Source organism: Asanoa iriomotensis, from assembly GCF_016862515.1.
Classification (GTDB): Bacteria; Actinomycetota; Actinomycetes; order Mycobacteriales; family Micromonosporaceae; genus Asanoa; species Asanoa iriomotensis.
On sequence record NZ_BONC01000049.1, the window covers coordinates 15842 to 32897 of the forward strand.

The window sequence follows — 17056 nt, forward strand, 5'->3', positions numbered from 1 at the left end:
CGTGACGCCCGTCGATCGCCTGCTGACCGAGCTGCGCGCCCTGCCCGCCGAGGACCGTCATCCGGTCTCGCTGCTGCGCAGCTTCTACGAGTTGGGCGAGGTCAGCGAGCCGCCCGCGGTCGAGCCGCCGGAATGGCTGGGGCGGGCGGTCGCCGAGGGGGTGACGCGCGTCGCGGCAGGCTGGCCGATGAACGCATTGTTCGGTGCCGTGCGGATGCTGGAAAGGCTGGGCCTGGCCAAGCTCGACCACGACGACACGTACGTCCTCGCGATGGTGTCGTGCCTGGGTGACCGGTGGGACGGTGCGGTGCGCACCGAGGCGCTGCGACGCGACCCCGAGCTGCGCGAGCTGGTGTGGCGGGTGTTCGAGGTCGAGGGCGGCGGCGAGGTCAGTCTGGCCAATGTGGACAAGTTCAGCGAGCACGACGCCACGTGGGCACAGACCTTCCAGGTGCTCGTCGCCGACGGCACCCTGGCTCGCGACCGGGTGCTCCGGAGTTGTCTCCAGGCTCTGGGCCGGGACTTCAGCGCCTACCGGGCGGGCTGGTTCGCGCAGTTGTACCGGAGCCTCGACCCGTCGACGGCCGAGCGCGTCGCGCATCAGCCGTTGTTGCTCCACCTGCTGCGGTCGGCGGTGCCCACGACGGTGTCGTTCGCCGTCGCACAACTCGCGTTCGTCGCGAAGGCGGGTGCGCTCGACGACGACGGATACACGGCGGAGGCCGCCGCGGCGGTCGTCGCCCCGGCGAAGTCGACCGCCGTCAGCGCGATAAGCCTTGCCGCGGCAGTGGCGACCCGCCGGCCCGACCTCGCACCGGCGGTCGCGGAGGCGGTGGGTGCCGGGCTCGGACACGCGCACCGGGACGTCCAGTCCCGAGCGCTGGCGGTCTTGCGGTCGTCGGGCGCGCGAGACATCGTCGCGGCGCGGCTCGACGAGTTGGAGCCCAGCGTGCACCGCACCGCGTCGGACTGGCTCGGTGTGCCCATGGCACGCCCGCTGGCCGAAGACCCCGAAGAGCCGACGCCGACAGTGGCGGCGGACGCGACGGTGGCCGAGTTGGGCGCGCGGCTGCTCGCCGGTCACCTCGACGCCCTGGACGTGGAGCGCTTCCTCGCGGCCCTCGCGGTCGGCGACCACGCCGGGCTCGACGCCCTGCGGAAACAGGCGGCCCGGGTGCTCGCCGACACGCGCTGGGACCGATCGTTGCGGCGGCACATCGCCGCCCTCATCGTGGGTGGACCGAAACGGGCGAGCACGGGACCGGGCACGTTCCTCGCCCGCCGGCTCGGCGAGGTGGCCGCCCGGCGGCCCGCCGCACCGTTGCTGGCCACACCGACCGACTCCCGCGGTTGGCTGGACCCGTCGGTCTTCGCCGACCGGCTCGCCGCCAACCCGGAGCCGCGGATGTTCGACCTGGTGGCCGCGCTGTTGCGGCTCGCACCCGACGGTCACGCCGAAGCGCTGCGGTCGGCCGGCACGTTGCCGGGCGAGCCGGGCGCGGTCGCCCGTTACGCCCTCGGGGGCGCGCCCGCCGAGACAACGACCGCGGCGTGGTGGGTCGCGGCCGCGCGGTCCCGCAAGCCGTTGACCGACGACCCGCATCTGGTCGCCGCCGGTTTGGACCGGGCAGGCCAGGGCCGAGCAGCCGAGTACCGGCTGCGCCTGGGAAAAACCGCGTACGACTCCGTCCTGGAGGTGGATCCGGCCGGCGCTCGTGAACGGGCCGACCAGCCGACGGTCGTCGGCCCGTCGAGCGTCTGGCCTGGCCTGGACGCCGACTGGATCCCGTGGCATGCCGCGATCTGGCCACACGACGCGGAACCATTCTTCGCGGTACGCGCCGCGGAGGTCCTGACGGCATCGTCGCCGCACCCGGACGTCACGTACGGAACGTCGGCGATCCTCGACACGCTCGTGACGCATCCGGGCCGGCTGGGCCCGATGGCGGCGACGACCCTGGCGGCCGGGCTGTCGGCTGCCGAGGTGCGCCACCGGGTGCTGGCCGCGGAGGCGTGTGCCCGCCTCGTGCCCGCGGGGCGCATCACGGCGGAGGACCTCGCGGGCGCGATGGCGCACCTGGCCGGGCACTGCACCGCCACCCGCTGGGCCGCGACCCTGCGCGACGCGGCGCGGACCGGCCCGGCGGCCTCCGCGGCGGTCGTCGAGGTGTTGGACCACCTGCTGCCCCGGCTCGCCGCGAACCATCCCGGGCTGCACGCCCTCCTCGAGACCCGGCACGAGGAGGCCGTCCGGCTGGGGCGAGGCGCCGTCGGCGACCCAATGCTGACCTGGCTGCGCACCGTCACCGGCGGCTCCAAGGCGGCTCGTCTCGCCCGGCTCGTCCTGGCCGAGGCGGCGCACGGAAGCGGGCAGCCGTGAACGACGGCGACTATGCGTACAGCTATCTTCGGGAATCGACCATCACGGCCGAATCCGGGCGCTCGTCGGTTCGGCTCGCGACCTCTGGCGGCCCCGCGTCGCATCCGTACTTCTTCGACGGCTTCGTCGAACGCGCCGACGTGGTCGCGACCGCCCTTCTCGCCGTCGCCCGGGTCGCCCGCACCCGCTTCTACACGCCACCCGGGATGCTGGCAGCGGTGTTGCGCGCCGCCGACCCGGTCGTCACCAGCGACGGGCACCTGTTGCGGTTCGAGGGCTTCTCGGCCTGCTGCGGCGTCCACTGCCGGCTCGACCTGCTGCCCGACGGCCTCGACCGGCCGCCGGCGGACACCGGCACCACCAATGTGGACTTCAACCCGCCGATGCGTGACGCGCTCGCGAGGGTGGGCGGTGCTGACCCGGTGCACCTCGCGGTCGGCACCGACGAGGTCCGGGTCACGACGCTGGACACGTCGGTGGTCGAGCGTCGTGTTCCGCTGCCGGAGCGGTGGGTCAAAGGCTTCGGCGACGTGCAGGCGGCAACAGCCGCCATGAGCGTCCGGTTCGAAACGTCCGCGGTCGCACTGCGCCGTTTCCTCCAGGCGCTGCCGCCCACCCCGCAACGCGGTGTGCTCTACGCCGTCCCGGCCGCCGGTGGGCTGCGGCTCGCCTCCCGACCGTCCACCGGCGCCGTGCCGATCTCGGCCGTGGAACGGCTGCGGGTCCTCGACCCGTTGCTGCGCCATGCGCAAGCCGTGCACGTGTACGCGAAGGACTCCGGGGGAGAAGCAGCCAGCGCCTGGCAGATCGACCTAGCGCAGGCCCGGATCACCGTGACAGTGAGCCCCGCCGCCAGTCGCGGCTTCTCCGGCGAGGGCGGGCTGCTGGAGGATCTCGCCGACGGCGATGCCACCACGGACGCCGACCTCGTCTCGGCAAGAATGGCGTACGACCCGGCCATCGACGTCCCGGCGCTGGCGCGGGACACCGGCCTGGCGGAGCACCGCGTGCGAAGAGCGCTGACCCACCTCGCGGCCGCCGGCCGGGTCGGCTTCGACTTCGAAACGGGCTCGTACTTCCACCGCGAACTGCCGTACCGCCCCGAGACGACGAACGCCCGACATCCCCGCCTCCGCGACGCCGGGGCTCTGGTGGCGGGCGGCCACGTGGTCCTCGCCCCAGGGGAGGCCGTCGTCCGAAGCGGACCCACGACCTACGTCGTCCGCTCGACGCCGGACGGCGACCGATGCACCTGCGCGTGGTTCGGCGCACACGGCACGAGCCGCGGACCCTGCAAACACGCCCTCGCCGTCCGGATAGCCCGGCAGAAAGCTAGGCCGTGAGCGCGACGGCGATCAGCCGCACGGCCGCGGTCAGGGCCGCGCGGGGGTTGTCGCGCCAGTCCGGTGTCGGTGGCGTCAGGGCCGTCGAGCGGGGGTAGCGGTCGGCCAGGTCCGGGATGTGGGTCCGGATCGCGGTGGCGCGGGCCAGCCATTCGTCGACACCCCGTTGCGACATCCGCTGGTACGCCGCCGTGGTGGCCGCGGTCGCGCGGACCGTCGCGTACAGCATGGTGATGGTCGTCGTCCGGCGGTCGTCCGGCACCTGCCACGTCGCCAGGATCGCGGCCAGGCGCTCGAGCCAGTCCTGCTCGTTGGGCCCCTGGCTGGCCTCCGACCACGGCCGTTCCGTCAGCCACGGGTGGGCCACGTAGACGTCGAACAGCGCGCCCGACCAGGCCAACAGGGACTCGGCCAGGGAACCTGCCGGGTCCGTCCAGGACGGCATCGCGCTGGCCTGGTCCTGCATCAGGGCCAGGAGGTGCTCCTTGGTGCCCACGTACGGGTAGAGGGCCATCGCGGTTTTGCCCAGCCGCGCCGCGATCGCGCGGGTGGAGACCGCGGGCAGGCCGTCGGCGTCGGCCAGCGCGATGCCGACCCGGAGGATCTCGTCGAGGTCTAGCTGCTGGGCCGGGCCTCGGCGCGGGGTGGGCAGCGCGGTGCCCCGATGGCGCCAGAGCCGGCGCACGTGTGCATCGATGTCGTCGGTCATAGTCCTTACAGTGTATAGTGTTTTTATGACTGCCGCACGCATGCACGACGACACGACGATCGAGGTGGCCGTCCGCGGTGCCGGACCGGCCGTTCTGCTGTCCGTCGACACGACGCCGATCGAGGGTGAGGCCGCCGACCAGCTGCGGGCCTGGGGCGCCGACCCGGCGCTGGGCCACAACCTCGCCACCGGTCTCGCCGAGGCGGGCTTCCGGGTCGTCACCGCCGACTACGAGGGCCACCTGGCCGACCACCCCAAGCCCGACACCCTGACCCCGGACGCCGTCGCGGCCGACCTGCTCGCGATCGCCGCCGCGGGCGGTGCGGACCGCTTCGCCTACTACGGCTACTCCTGGCTCGCCCTCGCGGGCCTGCAGCTCGCGCTGCGCACCGACCGGCTCACCGCCCTCGCGATGGGCGGCTACCCGCCGCTCGGCGGCCCTTACGACGCGATGCTCTCGGTCACCCGCACCGCGCACGAGATGGCGGTGGCCAACCAGGGCAAGGTCTTCGCACCCGCGGAGCCCGGCGACTGGGACTCGGCCGAGGTCACCAGGACACCGGACCAGACGCGGCAGTACGTGACCCTCTACGAGTCCCTGCGCGGCTTCGACGAACGCGCGGCGCTGCCCCGGCTGACGATCCCACGCCTCGCCTTCGCCGGCGCCGACGACAACATCACTTATGGTCCGAAGTGGAACGACGCACACGTCGCGATCGGTGAGCCGCTCGCCCGCCACCGCGCCGAGCTGGAAGCCGCGGGCTGGGCGGTCACGGTCCTCCCGAGCGCCGACCACATGAGCGCCATGCGCGCGGAGGTCGTCTTGCCGCTGCTGACCCCGTGGCTGACCGAAGCCGTCAGGTCAAGCGCAGGCCGGCTTTCCGGCTGACGGCCGCGCGGAAGTGGGGGCACGTCGTCCAGTCGTCGGCCGGGCAGCGGGCCGCGTGGTCGAGCATCTCCCGCGCCGCCGCCAAGGTGCGGATCTGGGCGTCGACCGCCTCCCGGTGCGCCCAGAACGCCGCCCGGCGTTCCGGGCCGGCCGCGACCAGCAGATCGCGGATGTCCGCCAGCGCGAGGCCCGCGTCCTTGGCCAGCAGGACAGCGGCCACGCGTTCCACATCGGCCGGCCCGTAGGACCGCCGCCCAGCAGAGTTCCTTGCCGGCGTTAGCAGGCCCATCTCCTCCCAGTGCCGCAGCACGTGCGTGGCCAGCCCGAACCGGGCGGCCAGGTCGCCGATCGCGATGGTTGACTTCAGGTCGACCTGAACTCGCATGCTCCCATCATGACGATCGCACCCGGCTTCCTCGCCGCCCTCGACCGGTTCGAGACGCTGCCCGACGCGCGGCGGCTCCGCGAACACAGCTACGACCTGCTGGAGCTGAAGCCCGGCGACGAGGTGGTCGACGTCGGCTGCGGCACCGGCCGCGCGGTGGCCGAACTGGCCGAGCGTGGCGCGGTCGCGACGGGGGTCGACAACAACCCGGCGATGGTCGAGGTCGCCCGGCAGCGGCACACCCGCTGCCGCTTCCAGGTCGGCGACGCGCTGGAGCTGCCGTTCGCGGACGGCCAGCTCGCCGGCTACCGCTCCGACAAGGTCCTGCACGACCTCACCGACCCGGCCGCAGCCCTGGCCGAGGCCGGCCGCGTCCTCAAGAGCCGCGCGCGCGCAGTCGTGATCGACATCGACTGGGACGCGATCATCATCGCCGGCGACGACCCCGCGACGACGAGGAATGTCGTTCACGCCCGCACCGACAAGCTGAACGCCGGCTTCGCCGCCCGCCAGGCGCCAGAGCTGCTCCGCGCACAAGGCTTCACCGACGTCGGTACGACCGCACACCACGAGGTGATCACCACCCCGAACCTCGGCGAGCTGTTCCTAGGCCGGATCGCGGGCGACGCCACCGCGTGGCTCGACGACCAACGGACCCGGGCGCGCACCGGCGACCTCCTGCTCGTGGTGCCGATCCTGGTCACGACGGCGCGCGCCCCGGGTTGAACAAAACGTCAGCGCCGCGCGCGGACCGCCGCGGCCAACTCCTCCAGCAGCGTCGCGGTCGTCGACCAGTCGATGCACGCGTCGGTCACCGACTGGCCGCGCACCATCGACGACCCACCCAGGTCCTGCCGCCCCGCGACCAGGAAGCTCTCCATCATCACGCCGGCGATGCCGCGCTCACCGGCGGCCAGGCGCGCGGCGATGTCGCGTACGACACCGGGCTGTCGATTGTGGTCCTTGGCGCTGTTGCCGTGACTGGCGTCGATCATCAGCCGCTGCGGCAGCCCGGCCGCACCGAGCTTGCCCAGCGCGTCCGAGACATGCGCCGCGGAGTAGTTCGGCCCGCTCGCACCGCCGCGCAGCATCAGGTGGCAGTCCGGGTTGCCGGTCGTGGTGACCAGGGCGGCGATCCCGTCCAGGTTGATGCCCATGAAAACGTGGCTGGCCGCCGCGGCCCGGATCCCGTCGACCGCGTCGCCGATGTCGCCCGAGGTCGAGTTCTTGATCCCGATCGGCATCGACAGGCCGCTGCAGAGCTGCCGGTGGGTCTGGCTGGCCGCGGTCCGCGCGCCGATCGAACCCCAGCTCACGATGTCGGCGATGAACTGCGGCGTGATCGGGTCGAGGAACTCGCAGCCGACCGGCAGGCCCAGCGCGGAGACGTCGAGCAGGAGTTGGCGGGCGAGCCGCAGGCCGCGGTTGACGTCGAAGCCGCCGGACAGCTCCGGGTCGTTGATCAGGCCCTTCCAGCCGACGGTCGTGCGGGGCTTCTCGAAGTACGTGCGCATCACCACCCGCAGCTCGCCCGAGACCTGTTCGGCGACGGCCGCCAACCGCTGCGCGTACTCCATGGCCGCGTCCGTGTCGTGGATCGAGCAGGGCCCGACGATCACCAGCAGGCGGTCGTCGCGCCCGTCCAGGATGTCGACGACCTCGGCCCGCCCGCGGCTGACCACGTCGGCGACCCCGGGGTTGACCGGGAACTCGTGGCGGAGCAGCGCGGGAGAGATCAACGGACTCATCCGGGCGATGCGGGCGTCGTCGAGCGCCGCGGCGGTGATAGACATGGCGTCCTCTCATGGGCGAGCCGCCCTCGGACGCGTGCCGAGCCGGCTCAGTGATCCGGCTCGGGGGTGAAGGTCAGCGCAGCGGTACGCCCGCCGACCCCATCCGGGCCGGAGGTGTAAACCAATACTGGCGCTGCACGGAAGCGACACTAGCAGACGGCGCGCCCCGGCCCACCGCCCGGAGCACGCCGCCCACGTCACACCTGGAAGGGGTTGCCGAAGTAGCCGACCAGGGTCAGGTCCTTCGGCGGGGAGGTCGATGCGCTCTTGGCCCGCCCCACCTCGATCCGCAGGTATCTGGGCTCCAGGTCGTAGCAGCCGTGCGGATCGTCGAAGCAGAAGTTCTCCAGCCCCACGTTGATCGCCAACGCTTCGTCCTGGCCGTTGCAGCTCGTCCGCGAATGCATCTTGTACGACCAGGCGCCGGTCCAGTACGACGTGTCGTAGGCGCCCATGATCCAGACGCGGGCGCAGTAGCCGTCGGTGGACATGTCCTTGAGCAGGAACGGCACCTGCGCGTAACCGTTCAGGTGCCAGGTGATCTCCGAGCCCGAGATCCGTGCCCTGGACACACCGCCGACCACGTGCACGACGTCCGGGACATCCGCCCGCTCGGTCTCGTCGGCGTGCGCCGGGCTGGGCATCGCCACCGTCACCAGCCCTGACATCAGCGCGGCCAGGACGAGCAGCGCTCGCCAGCGTCTTGCCTGTCGCATTTCGTACCCCCGTGCGTAGCGGTCATGTGCCGGCCAGGCTGGCACCCCGCGACGCTCGCGATCCAGGTGTTTCGGCTCTGGCCGAAGGTTGCGTGATCCCGCAACAGCGGTTCGCACCACGGCGGCACGCACTTACCGTCGTCGCTGCGACGGGGGGGACGGATGCTGAGGATCCACTTCACAGGCGACGACATCGCGCGGACGCGCATCGCGTCGGCGGCCGACCCGCTCTGGGAGCTCGTGCTCGCCATGCACATGCTCCGCGGCCAGCGCGGAGACCTGCTGTTCGCCGGCTGGCGGCGCGGAGCCCTGGCCGCCCTCGACCGCGCCGGCCTGTCCGGGCGGCTCGGGCTGCTATCGGCGCTGACACCGACGCTCGGCTACTTCCCCGACTTCCTCACTCCGGCCGCCGCCACCCGGGGGCTGGACCACGGGCTGGAAGCGATCCGTGCGACGCCGGTCCCGGTGCTGGCCCGCGACCTGCGCCGGCTGCCGACCACGGCGGCCGTCGCGCCGGTCGTCCGCGGCTTGGCCCGCGGTGACGTGGACCTGCTGGTCGGGCTCACGGCGACCATGCACGCGGTGCACCGCGCGGCGATCGCGCCGCACCAGCCGGTGGTGGAGGCGGCGGTGCGCCGGGACCGGGCCATCCGCGTGACGGCGCTGGCCGACGGCGGGGTCGAGGGCATGCTGTCGAGCCTGCGCCCGCGCATGGCCTGGTCGGCCGGTGAGCTGCGGGTTCCGGGGCACCGGGATCAGGAGATCGCGCTCGGCGGGCGCGGACTGCTGCTCGTACCCTCCTATTTCTGTCTCCACCATCCGATGACGCTCTTCGATCCGGCGTTGCCGCCGGTGCTGGTCTATCCGGTCGACCGCACGGCGGCCGTCGCACCGGCGGCGGGACGGCGCCTGGCCCCGCTGCTCGGCCAGACCCGGGCCGCGATCCTCGAGGCGATGGACGCCGGCCGCAGCACCACCGACCTGGCCCGCCTCGTCGGCGTCTCGCCGGCCTCCGCGAGCGAGCACAACACGGTCCTGCGCGACGCCGGCCTGATCACCAGCCACCGCGACCGCAACCGGGTCGTCCACCAGCTGACTCCGCTGGGGCGCGCGGTGCTCGCCGGCAACACGGCGCGTCCGGACTCGCCCTCCTTGGGGGCTTACATCTGATTTGTCCGTTTAGGACGTACTCTCTTCCCCGAACGAGCGACCTTCGGGGAAGGAATGAGCATGGTGAGGTCGGCTACCGACGCGCGTGACACCGTCGTCACGGGCATGGGCTTCTGTCTGCCGGGTCTGGGCCGGGCGGCGATCACGACCGAGGACGTCTGGGAGATCGCCTCCAACGGGATGACGGCGATCACGTCCCGGGACGACGGGGTCTTCTACGGTTCGGTCGAATTGGCACCGGAGAAGTTCTCCGAGTACTTCCCCGAGATCCCCGGGATCTTCGCGGCGCACTTCACCGACACGCACCGGTTCGGGCTGATGTCGTTCCTCGAGGCGTGCACCGACGCGAAGCTCGACGTGCGGGCCGGCGCGCTGACCGAGGCCGGCATCCTGGTCGGCCGCGGCGGCGTCGACACCAACATCGCGGGCTACCTCAAGGTGCTCGACACCGAGATCAGCGACCTCAACATCATCGAGGCGACCTCGCTGTTCATCGAGAGCTCGATCGCGGTCACCTCCTCGGACGTGGCGCTGGCCCAGTCGGCCTTCGCGCGCACCACCGGCCCCTGCTACACCGCCAACGCCGGCTGCTCCTCGTCGTCCGTGCAGATCAACAACGCCCGGATGCTGATCAACAGCGGCGCGTCCGACGTGGTCGCGGTGACCGGCGTCGACAACTTCTACTACCCGCTGCTCAGGAAGGTCTTCGACCTGGTCCGCATGGTTCAGGACGCCGACGAGCGGCCGACCAACGCGCTGCCCGACGAGCCGATCGAGTTCGACCGGCTGATGCGGCCGTACGACCGGCGCCAGGGTTGCGTCAACTACGGCGAGGGCTCGGTGAGCCTGATCCTGGAGAGCCGTGAGCACGCCGAGCGGCGCGGTGCGGCGATCTACGGCCAGGTGCTCGGCCAGGCGGTCACCCGCGACGGCCTGCCGCACCCGCTGGCCAGCGACCAGACCGGCGGCGGCCTCGTCGCGGCGGTCCGGCAGGCGCTCGGCGGCCGGCCGATCGAGCAGGTCCGGTACGTGCACGGCGGCAGCGACGGCGGCATGGCGATGCAGGAGGCCGAGGCGATCCGCGCGCTCTTCGGCGACCGGGCCGGCGACCTGCTGATGACCTCGCAGGAGGGCTGCTTCGGCCACAACGGCGCGCCGACCGGCGCCCTGGGCGTCGCGCTGACCCTGCTGATGATGCGCAACCGCACGGTCTGCCCGACCGCCAACTGCGAGGAGCCGCTCGACTTCCTGCCGTTCAACCCGCTGCCCGGCTACGAAAGCGTGCCGCTGGCCTTCGACCACGCCCTGAGCTTCACCTACCAGCTGGGCGGCGTGCAGAGCGCGATCCTGCTCGGCAGCCCCGACGCCCTCTGATTCTGCACAGCCCCGAGAGGACAGCAGTGGAACACGAGCACATCGCGATCGTCGGGATCGGCTGCCGGTTGCCCGGCGACGTCGACTCGCCGGCCGCCCTGTGGCGGCTCCTCGCCGACGGTCGCGATGCCGTCGGACCCTTCCCGGCCGACCGGCCTTCACCGGGTGCGGGTGCACCCGGCGACGGCGGCTGGCTGGCCGACGTGACCGGCTTCGACGCCGACTTCTTCGGCGTCTCCCGCCGTGAGGCCGATGTGCTCGACCCGCAGCACAGGCTCATGCTCGAGGTGGTCTGGGAGGCGTTCGAACACGCCGGCCTGCCGCCGGACCGGTTGGCCGGCGAGCCGACCGGCGTGTTCCTCGGCCTCAGCTACGACGAGTACATGCAGCGCCTCGCCGGCCAACCCGAGGAGCTGGCCGGCGGCATCCTGACCAACGGGCACTGTGTGGCCGCCGGGCGGATCTCGTACCTCCTCGGTCTGCACGGCCCGGCGGTCAGTGTCGACACCGCCTGCTCGTCCGGGCTCGTCGCCGTGCACCAGGCCGCGCAGGCGCTGCGCGAGCGGGAGTGCGACGTCGCTGTCGCGGGTGCGGTCAACCTGATCGTCGACGAGCGCACGACCCGCGAGTTCACCCGGTTCGGCATGCTCTCGCCGACCGGGCGGTGCCGCGCCTTCGACACGCACGCGGACGGCTTCGTCCGCTCCGAGGGCGCCGGCGCCGTCGTGCTCAAGCGGCTTGGCGACGCGCTCCGCGACGGGGACCGGATTCTTGCCGTGGTACGCGGCTCGGCCGTCAACCAGGACGGCCGCTCCGACGGCCTGTCGGCGCCCTCCGCCGAAGCGCAGGAGGCGGTCTACCGGGCGGCGCTGGTCCGGGCCGGCCTCGACGCGAGCCAGGTCGGCTATGTCGAGGCGCACGGCACCGGCACGCGGCTCGGCGACCCGACCGAGCTGGCCAGCCTGACCCGGGTGTACGGCGGACAGGGCCGGGCGGTCGCGATCGGCTCGATCAAGAGCAACATCGGGCACCTCGAGCCGGCTGCCGGCATCGCGGGCCTGATCAAGACCGTGCTGGCCCTGGACTACGGCGTGATCCCGGGCAACCTGCACTTCACCGGCTGGACGCCGGGCACCGACCCGTCGGCTGCGGGGCTGTTCGTGCCGACCGGCACCACCCGCTGGCCCGACGGCGCCGCGGTGCGGCGGGCGGCGGTCTCGTCGTTCGGCTTCTCCGGCACCAACGCGCACGTCGTGCTGGAGGAGGCGCCGAACCTGCCGTCGCCGTCCGCCACGCCGCGGTCCACCGGCGAGCCCGAGGTCGTGGTGATCCCCGCCGGCTCGCGCGATGCGCTGCCGGCCGCCGCCGCCCGGGTGGCGGACTGGCTCGACGGCGACGGGCGGGACGTGCCGCTGCGCGACGTCGCGCACACGTTCGCGCTGCGCCGGGGTGCCGGCCGCGGGCGGCTCGGCGTCGTCGCGACCGACACGGAGGACCTCTCCGACCGGCTCCGGGCGTACGCGGCCGGCCGGGTCGACCCGCTCGTGGTCGACGGCGAGGTGCCGGGCGTGGCCCGCGGCGCGGTCTGGGTGTTCTCCGGCCAGGGTTCGCAGTGGGCCGGCATGGGCCAGGAACTGCTCGCCACCGAGCCGGCCTTCGCGGCCAGCCTGACCCGCACCGACGCGCTGGTCTCCTCCGAGGCCGGCTTCTCCGTGCTCGACGTGGTGCGCTCCGGCCAGCCGGTGTCGGGCTGCGGCTTCGTGCAGCCGGTGCTGTTCGCTGTCCAGGTCGCGCTCGCCGACCTCTGGCGCTCGTACGGCGTGGCCCCGGCGGGCGTGCTCGGCCACTCGATGGGCGAGGTGGCCGCCGCGGTCGTGGCCGGCGCGCTGTCGCTGGCCGACGGCGCCGCCGTGATCTGCCGCCGCTCGGCGCTGCTCGAACGGATCGCCGGCGCGGGCGCCATGGCCAGCGTCGCGCTCGGCCGCGCCCAGGTCGAGGCCGACATCGCCGCGGCCGGCGCGGGTGCCGAGGTCTCCGTCGCGGTGGTCGCGGCGCCGTCCAGCACCGTGATCGCCGGCGACGACGAGTGGGTCCGGCTGCTGGTCGACGCCTGGGACGCCGAGGGCGTCTCGGCCCGGCTGGTCGCGGTCGACGTCGCGTCGCACTCGCCGCAGGTCGACCCGCTGTTGGAGGACCTGGACGCGGCGCTGAAGGACCTGCGCCCGCGCGACCCGGCGGTGCGCTTCTACTCGACGGTGCTGGACCCGCGTTCGGAGCAGCCGGCGTTCGACGCCGACTACTGGTGCCGCAACCTGCGGCAGCCGGTGCGCTTCGCGGCCGCGGTCGAGGCGGCGGCGGCCGACCGGCACGGCGTGTTCCTCGAGGTGTCGCCGCATCCGGTGGTGACCGCGGCGGTCCGGGAGAGCCTGCACCCGGACGCGGTGGTGGTCGGCACGCTGCGGCGCGAGGAGCCGGAGCTGGCCACGTTCCGCACGTCGATGGCCGCCCTGCACTGCGCGGGCGTGCCGGTCGCCTGGTCGGTCCTCTACGGCGACGCCGAGCTGGCCGACCCGCCGACGATCGCGTACGACCGGCGCCGGCACTGGGTCGACCTTGCCCCGGTCTCGCCCGCGCCGCTCGTGGTCGGGCTGCCGGGCGTGCACACCGAGGTCGCCGGCGATCCCGTGCGGCACACCTGGGTCGGCGACGCCGGCACGGACGCGCTGCCGTTCCTGGCCGACCACCGGGTGCACGACGAGCCGGTGCTGCCCGGCGCGGCGTTCCACGCGCTGGCCCTCAGCGCGGCGTGCGCGGTGTTCGGTGCGCCGGCGGACCAGGTGGTGGTCGAGGACCTGGCGTTCCGGGAGCTGCTCCGGCTCTCGGCGCGCACCGAGGTCAGCACGACGGTGACGATGATCGGGCCCGACCGGGCCGAGTGCGAGGTGTACGCCCGCGACGACGCGGGTGCCTGGGTGCGGCACGCGACCGCGTTGCTCCGCGCTGGTTCGGGGGACTCCACTGTGGAGGATGTCGCGTGTGATGTTCCGGGCGACGCCGCCGAGCTCTACGCGGCGATGCGGTCCCGGGGGATCGCGCACGGTCCGGCGTTCGCGGGGCTGAGCGGGCTGACCCGCTCGGCCGACGGGACCGCGGCCCGGGCCCGGGTCACGCCGCCCGGTGCCGCGAGCGCCCTGGCGGCCCACCCGGTCCTGCTGGACATGTGCGCCCAGCTGCTGGTGGCCACCGTGCTCGACGCGCCCGGACACGGCCTCGTGCTGCCGGTCGGGATCGCCCGGGTGGCGGTGACCGGCGACCTGTCACTGGCCGCCTTCGCCTCGGCCCGACTGACCGCGGCGTCCGTGGACGGGTTCGAAGGCGACGTGGTGCTCCGGGACGGCGCGGGCGCGGCGGTGCTGACCGTGCGTGGCTTGCGCTGCGTCCGCCAGCAGGTGCCCGCCTCCGAAGCCGAGCTGCCCCAGTCGTGGCTGCTCGAGCCGCACTGGGTGCCGGCGACGCTGCCCGCCGCCGGGACGGTCGGGCGGGTGCTGCTGGTCGGCGAGGGCGGCGGTGCCGTCGAGCCGGTCGTGACGGCGCTGCGGGCCCGGGGGAGCGCGGTCGACGTGCTCGACGTGCCGCTCTCCGAGGCGGTGCCGGAGCTGCTCGGCGGCGTGCTGCCGGGCGTGGTGGCGCTGGTCTGCGGCGGCGCCGCCGCGGTCGGCGACACGGCGCTGGACCGGACCCGGCGGGCGGTCGCGGTCGCCCAGGCGCTCTGCGCCGAGCCCGTGCCGCCGCGGCTGGTGCTCGTCACCGGCGGGGCGTTGGACGAGGCGGCGTTGCGCGGTGTGGTCCGGGTGCTGGCCATCGAGCACCCCGAGCTGCGCACCACGGTGGTCGAGACCACCGACGCCGACCTGCTCGCCGCGGAGCTGCTCGCCGACGGCATGGACGACGAGGTCCGGCACGCCGGCGGGGAGCGCATGGTCGCCCGGCTGGCGCACGCGCCGGTCCCGGAATCGTCCACGGTGGACGTGCGGTGCGGCGTCGACGGTTTCGCGTTGCGGGCGGGCCGGCTCGGTGACCTCTCCGGGCTGGAGCTGGTCGCCGGCTACCGGCGCCGGCCCGGGCCGGGCGAGGTCGAGATCCAGGTGACCGCGGCCGGGGTCAACTTCCGCGACGTGCTCACCGTGCTCGGCCTGTTGCCCGGCGACGGGCACGACGTGCGCTACCGGATCGGCTTCGAGTGCGCGGGCGTGGTCAGCGCGGTCGGCTCCGGAGTGTCGCTGGCCGTCGGTGAGTCGGTGCTCGCCGTCGACCTGCGTGGCGGTGCGTTCGGCTCGTTCCTGACCGTGCCGGCCACCGCCGTGGCCCGGATGCCCGGCGGGCTCGACCCGGTGGTCGCCGCCGGCCAGCTCACCTGCTACCTGACCGCCTGGTACGCACTGCGGCACGTGGCCGGGCTGCGTTCCGGCGAACGGGTGCTGGTGCACAGCGGCACGGGCGGCACCGGGCTCGCGGCGATCGCCGTGGCCCGCCGGCTCGGCGCGACCGTGCTGGCCACGGCCGGCACCGAGGAGAAGCGCGCCCGGCTGCGCGAGTTGGGCATCGCCACCGTGATGGACTCGCGGTCGCTGGACTTCGCCGCCGAGACCCGCGCCGCCACCGGCGGCGAGGGCGTGGACGTCGTGCTCAACTCGCTGGCCGGGCCGGCGATCAGGGCCGGGCTGTCGACGCTGCGGCCGTTCGGTCGGTTCGTCGAGCTCGGCGTGCGGGACATCATCGCGGACCGGGCTCTCGGGCTCGCCCCGCTGCGGCACAACATCACGTTCGTCACGGTGGACCTGATCGAGCTGCAGAACCGGCGGCCGGACGTGTTCGCGACCGTGCTGCGGGAGGTGCTCTCCGGGCTCGCCGACGGGTCGCTGCCGCCGCTGCCGGTCCGCGCGTACCCGCTGACCTCGGCGACCGATGCGTTCCGCACGATGGCCGCGGCCGCGCACCACGGCAAGCTGGTGTTGACTGTGCCCGGGTCCGGGACGCTGCCGGCCGCGCGCCCCGACGGGCCGCCGGTGCGCTCCGACGGCTCGTACATCATCACCGGCGGCCTGACCGGCGTCGGCCTCGCGGCGGCGTCCTGGCTGGCCGCGCGCGGTGCCGGCCATCTCGTGCTCAACGGGCGCCGGGCGCCGTCGCCGGAAGCGGCGGAGGCCATCGCGGAGCTGCGGGCCGGCGGCACGCGGGTCACGGTGATCCGGGGCGACATCGCTTCGCCCGGGACCGCGGAGGCGTTGGTGGAGGCGGCGACCGCGTACCGGCGGCCGCTCTGTGGTGTCCTGCACGCGGCGATGGTGCTCGCCGACGCGGCGCTGTTGACGGTCGCGGACGAGCAGTTCGACACGGTCTGGCGGCCGAAGGTGGGTGGCGCCCGCGCGCTGCACGCCGCGGTCGCGGGGCACCGGCTGGACTGGTTCGTGGTGTTCTCGTCGATGGCGTCGCTGATCGGCAATGCCGGGCAGACGGTGTACGCGTCGGCGAACGCGTGGCTCGACGGGTTCGCGTCGTGGCGTTCCGGTCAAGGGCTGCCGACGCTCGCGGTCAACTGGGGGCCGTGGGGTGAGACCGGTGCGGCGACGGACTTCGCGGCGCGGGGTTACACGACGATCGGCACCGCGGACGGGTTCTCCGCACTGTCCACTTTGCTGGCTCACGACCGGGTGCGTACCGGCGTGATTCCCGGACCGCCCGCGACGTGGGTGCCCGCGCCTGGGTCGCCGTTCTTCGCGTCGCTGGCCACGGGTCCGGCTTCGCCTGCGGTGGTTGACGCGTCGGCTTCCGACATCCGCGCCGACCTGGCGGCGACCCCGGCGGGCCTGGCCCGGCGGACGGCGCTGGAGGCGTGGGTGGGTGGTCACGTCCAGGCGGTGATGCGGCTCGGTGACCGGGCCCTGGACCCGCACACGCCGTTGCGGGCGCTGGGCTTCGACTCGCTGCTGGCGATGGAGTTGCGGGCGCGGCTGGAGACCGGTCTGGGCGTCAAGCTGGCGGGCAACTTCGTATGGCAGCACCCGACCCTGGCCGCGCTGGCCGAGGGCCTGGCCGGGCACATGGACCTGGCGCTGGAGTAGTTCTTTTGTACCGCTGGACTGCCGCGGCCGGGGCAACGATGCCCCGGCCGCGGTCTTTTGTTAATGGCGTTGCCGGGCCGGGGTTCCGCGCAATATCGTCGAGTCATCAGCGAGTGAGGAGGGTTCCGAGATGCGCAGCCGGCAAACACCCTTCCTATGCCCCGCGGGCCCGCGG

General features: G+C 73.6%; 11 protein-coding genes. 7 read left to right on the forward strand and 4 right to left on the reverse strand.

Annotated elements, in window-relative coordinates:
• Nucleotide 1 precedes the first annotated feature (1 nt).
• Together Air01nite_RS28310 and Air01nite_RS28315 are read left to right on the forward strand one after the other, a co-directional pair.
• Nucleotides 2–2380 carry a DUF6493 family protein gene (locus tag Air01nite_RS28310; RefSeq protein WP_203706372.1) on the forward strand — a complete coding sequence of 793 codons (2379 nt, stop codon included), beginning with the start codon at nt 2–4 and terminating at the stop codon, nt 2378–2380.
• Nucleotides 2377–3723, forward strand: a complete 1347-nt coding sequence (locus tag Air01nite_RS28315; RefSeq protein ID WP_239091025.1) for an SWIM zinc finger family protein — start codon at nt 2377–2379, stop codon at nt 3721–3723. Before Air01nite_RS28310 ends, Air01nite_RS28315 begins: the two co-directional genes overlap by 4 nt.
• Here Air01nite_RS28315 and Air01nite_RS28320 read toward each other — a convergent pair.
• Nucleotides 3713–4432: a TetR/AcrR family transcriptional regulator gene (locus tag Air01nite_RS28320; protein WP_203706373.1), complete on the reverse strand. Its 720-nt coding sequence runs from the start codon at nt 4430–4432 to the stop codon at nt 3713–3715. The genes Air01nite_RS28315 and Air01nite_RS28320 overlap by 11 nt on opposite strands.
• Nucleotides 4433–4457: 25 nt before the next feature.
• On the opposite strand from Air01nite_RS28320, the gene Air01nite_RS28325 reads away from it, so the two are divergent.
• On the forward strand, nt 4458–5321 hold the full coding sequence (locus Air01nite_RS28325) for an alpha/beta fold hydrolase (RefSeq protein WP_203706374.1): 864 nt from the start codon (nt 4458–4460) through the stop codon (nt 5319–5321).
• Here the strand turns inward: Air01nite_RS28325 and Air01nite_RS28330 are convergent.
• Nucleotides 5290–5706, reverse strand: a complete 417-nt coding sequence (locus Air01nite_RS28330; protein WP_203706375.1) for a MerR family transcriptional regulator — start codon at nt 5704–5706, stop codon at nt 5290–5292. The genes Air01nite_RS28325 and Air01nite_RS28330 overlap by 32 nt on opposite strands.
• 9 nt (nt 5707–5715) lie before the next feature.
• On the opposite strand from Air01nite_RS28330, the gene Air01nite_RS28335 reads away from it, so the two are divergent.
• Nucleotides 5716–6432 carry a methyltransferase domain-containing protein gene (locus Air01nite_RS28335; RefSeq protein WP_203706376.1) on the forward strand — a complete coding sequence of 239 codons (717 nt, stop codon included), beginning with the start codon at nt 5716–5718 and terminating at the stop codon, nt 6430–6432.
• Between the two features lie 8 nt (nt 6433–6440).
• Here Air01nite_RS28335 and Air01nite_RS28340 read toward each other — a convergent pair whose 3' ends face one another.
• Nucleotides 6441–7499: a 3-deoxy-7-phosphoheptulonate synthase gene (locus tag Air01nite_RS28340; protein WP_203706377.1), complete on the reverse strand. Its 1059-nt coding sequence runs from the start codon at nt 7497–7499 to the stop codon at nt 6441–6443.
• Nucleotides 7500–7696: 197 nt separating this feature from the next.
• On the reverse strand, nt 7697–8215 hold the full coding sequence (locus Air01nite_RS28345) for a hypothetical protein (protein WP_203706378.1): 519 nt from the start codon (nt 8213–8215) through the stop codon (nt 7697–7699).
• 162 nt (nt 8216–8377) lie between these two features.
• Here Air01nite_RS28345 and Air01nite_RS28350 point away from each other — a divergent pair, with 162 nt between their 5' ends.
• Genes Air01nite_RS28350 through Air01nite_RS28360 form a run of 3 tightly spaced genes read left to right on the forward strand, consistent with a single transcriptional unit; the run spans nt 8378 to nt 16881 of the window.
• Entirely contained in the window at nt 8378–9385 is a 1008-nt protein-coding gene (locus Air01nite_RS28350) for a helix-turn-helix domain-containing protein (protein WP_203706379.1), read from the forward strand.
• A 60-nt stretch (nt 9386–9445) separates the two neighbouring features.
• On the forward strand, nt 9446–10759 hold the full coding sequence (locus Air01nite_RS28355; protein ID WP_203706380.1) for a beta-ketoacyl synthase N-terminal-like domain-containing protein: 1314 nt from the start codon (nt 9446–9448) through the stop codon (nt 10757–10759).
• A 26-nt stretch (nt 10760–10785) separates the two neighbouring features.
• Complete coding sequence (locus Air01nite_RS28360; RefSeq protein ID WP_203706381.1) at nt 10786–16881, forward strand: type I polyketide synthase; 6096 nt, start codon at nt 10786–10788, stop codon at nt 16879–16881.
• The last annotated feature ends 175 nt before the right edge of the window (nt 16882–17056 follow it).

Coding starts and splice junctions, on each gene's coding strand:
- Air01nite_RS28320 (WP_203706373.1), bottom strand. CDS start 4,432: ATGACCGACGACATCGATGCACACGTGCGCCGGCTCTGGCGCCATCGG.
- Air01nite_RS28325 (WP_203706374.1), top strand. CDS start 4,458: ATGACTGCCGCACGCATGCACGACGACACGACGATCGAGGTGGCCGTC.
- Air01nite_RS28330 (WP_203706375.1), bottom strand. CDS start 5,706: ATGCGAGTTCAGGTCGACCTGAAGTCAACCATCGCGATCGGCGACCTG.
- Air01nite_RS28335 (WP_203706376.1), top strand. CDS start 5,716: ATGACGATCGCACCCGGCTTCCTCGCCGCCCTCGACCGGTTCGAGACG.
- Air01nite_RS28340 (WP_203706377.1), bottom strand. CDS start 7,499: ATGTCTATCACCGCCGCGGCGCTCGACGACGCCCGCATCGCCCGGATG.
- Air01nite_RS28345 (WP_203706378.1), bottom strand. CDS start 8,215: ATGCGACAGGCAAGACGCTGGCGAGCGCTGCTCGTCCTGGCCGCGCTG.
- Air01nite_RS28350 (WP_203706379.1), top strand. CDS start 8,378: ATGCTGAGGATCCACTTCACAGGCGACGACATCGCGCGGACGCGCATC.
- Air01nite_RS28355 (WP_203706380.1), top strand. CDS start 9,446: ATGGTGAGGTCGGCTACCGACGCGCGTGACACCGTCGTCACGGGCATG.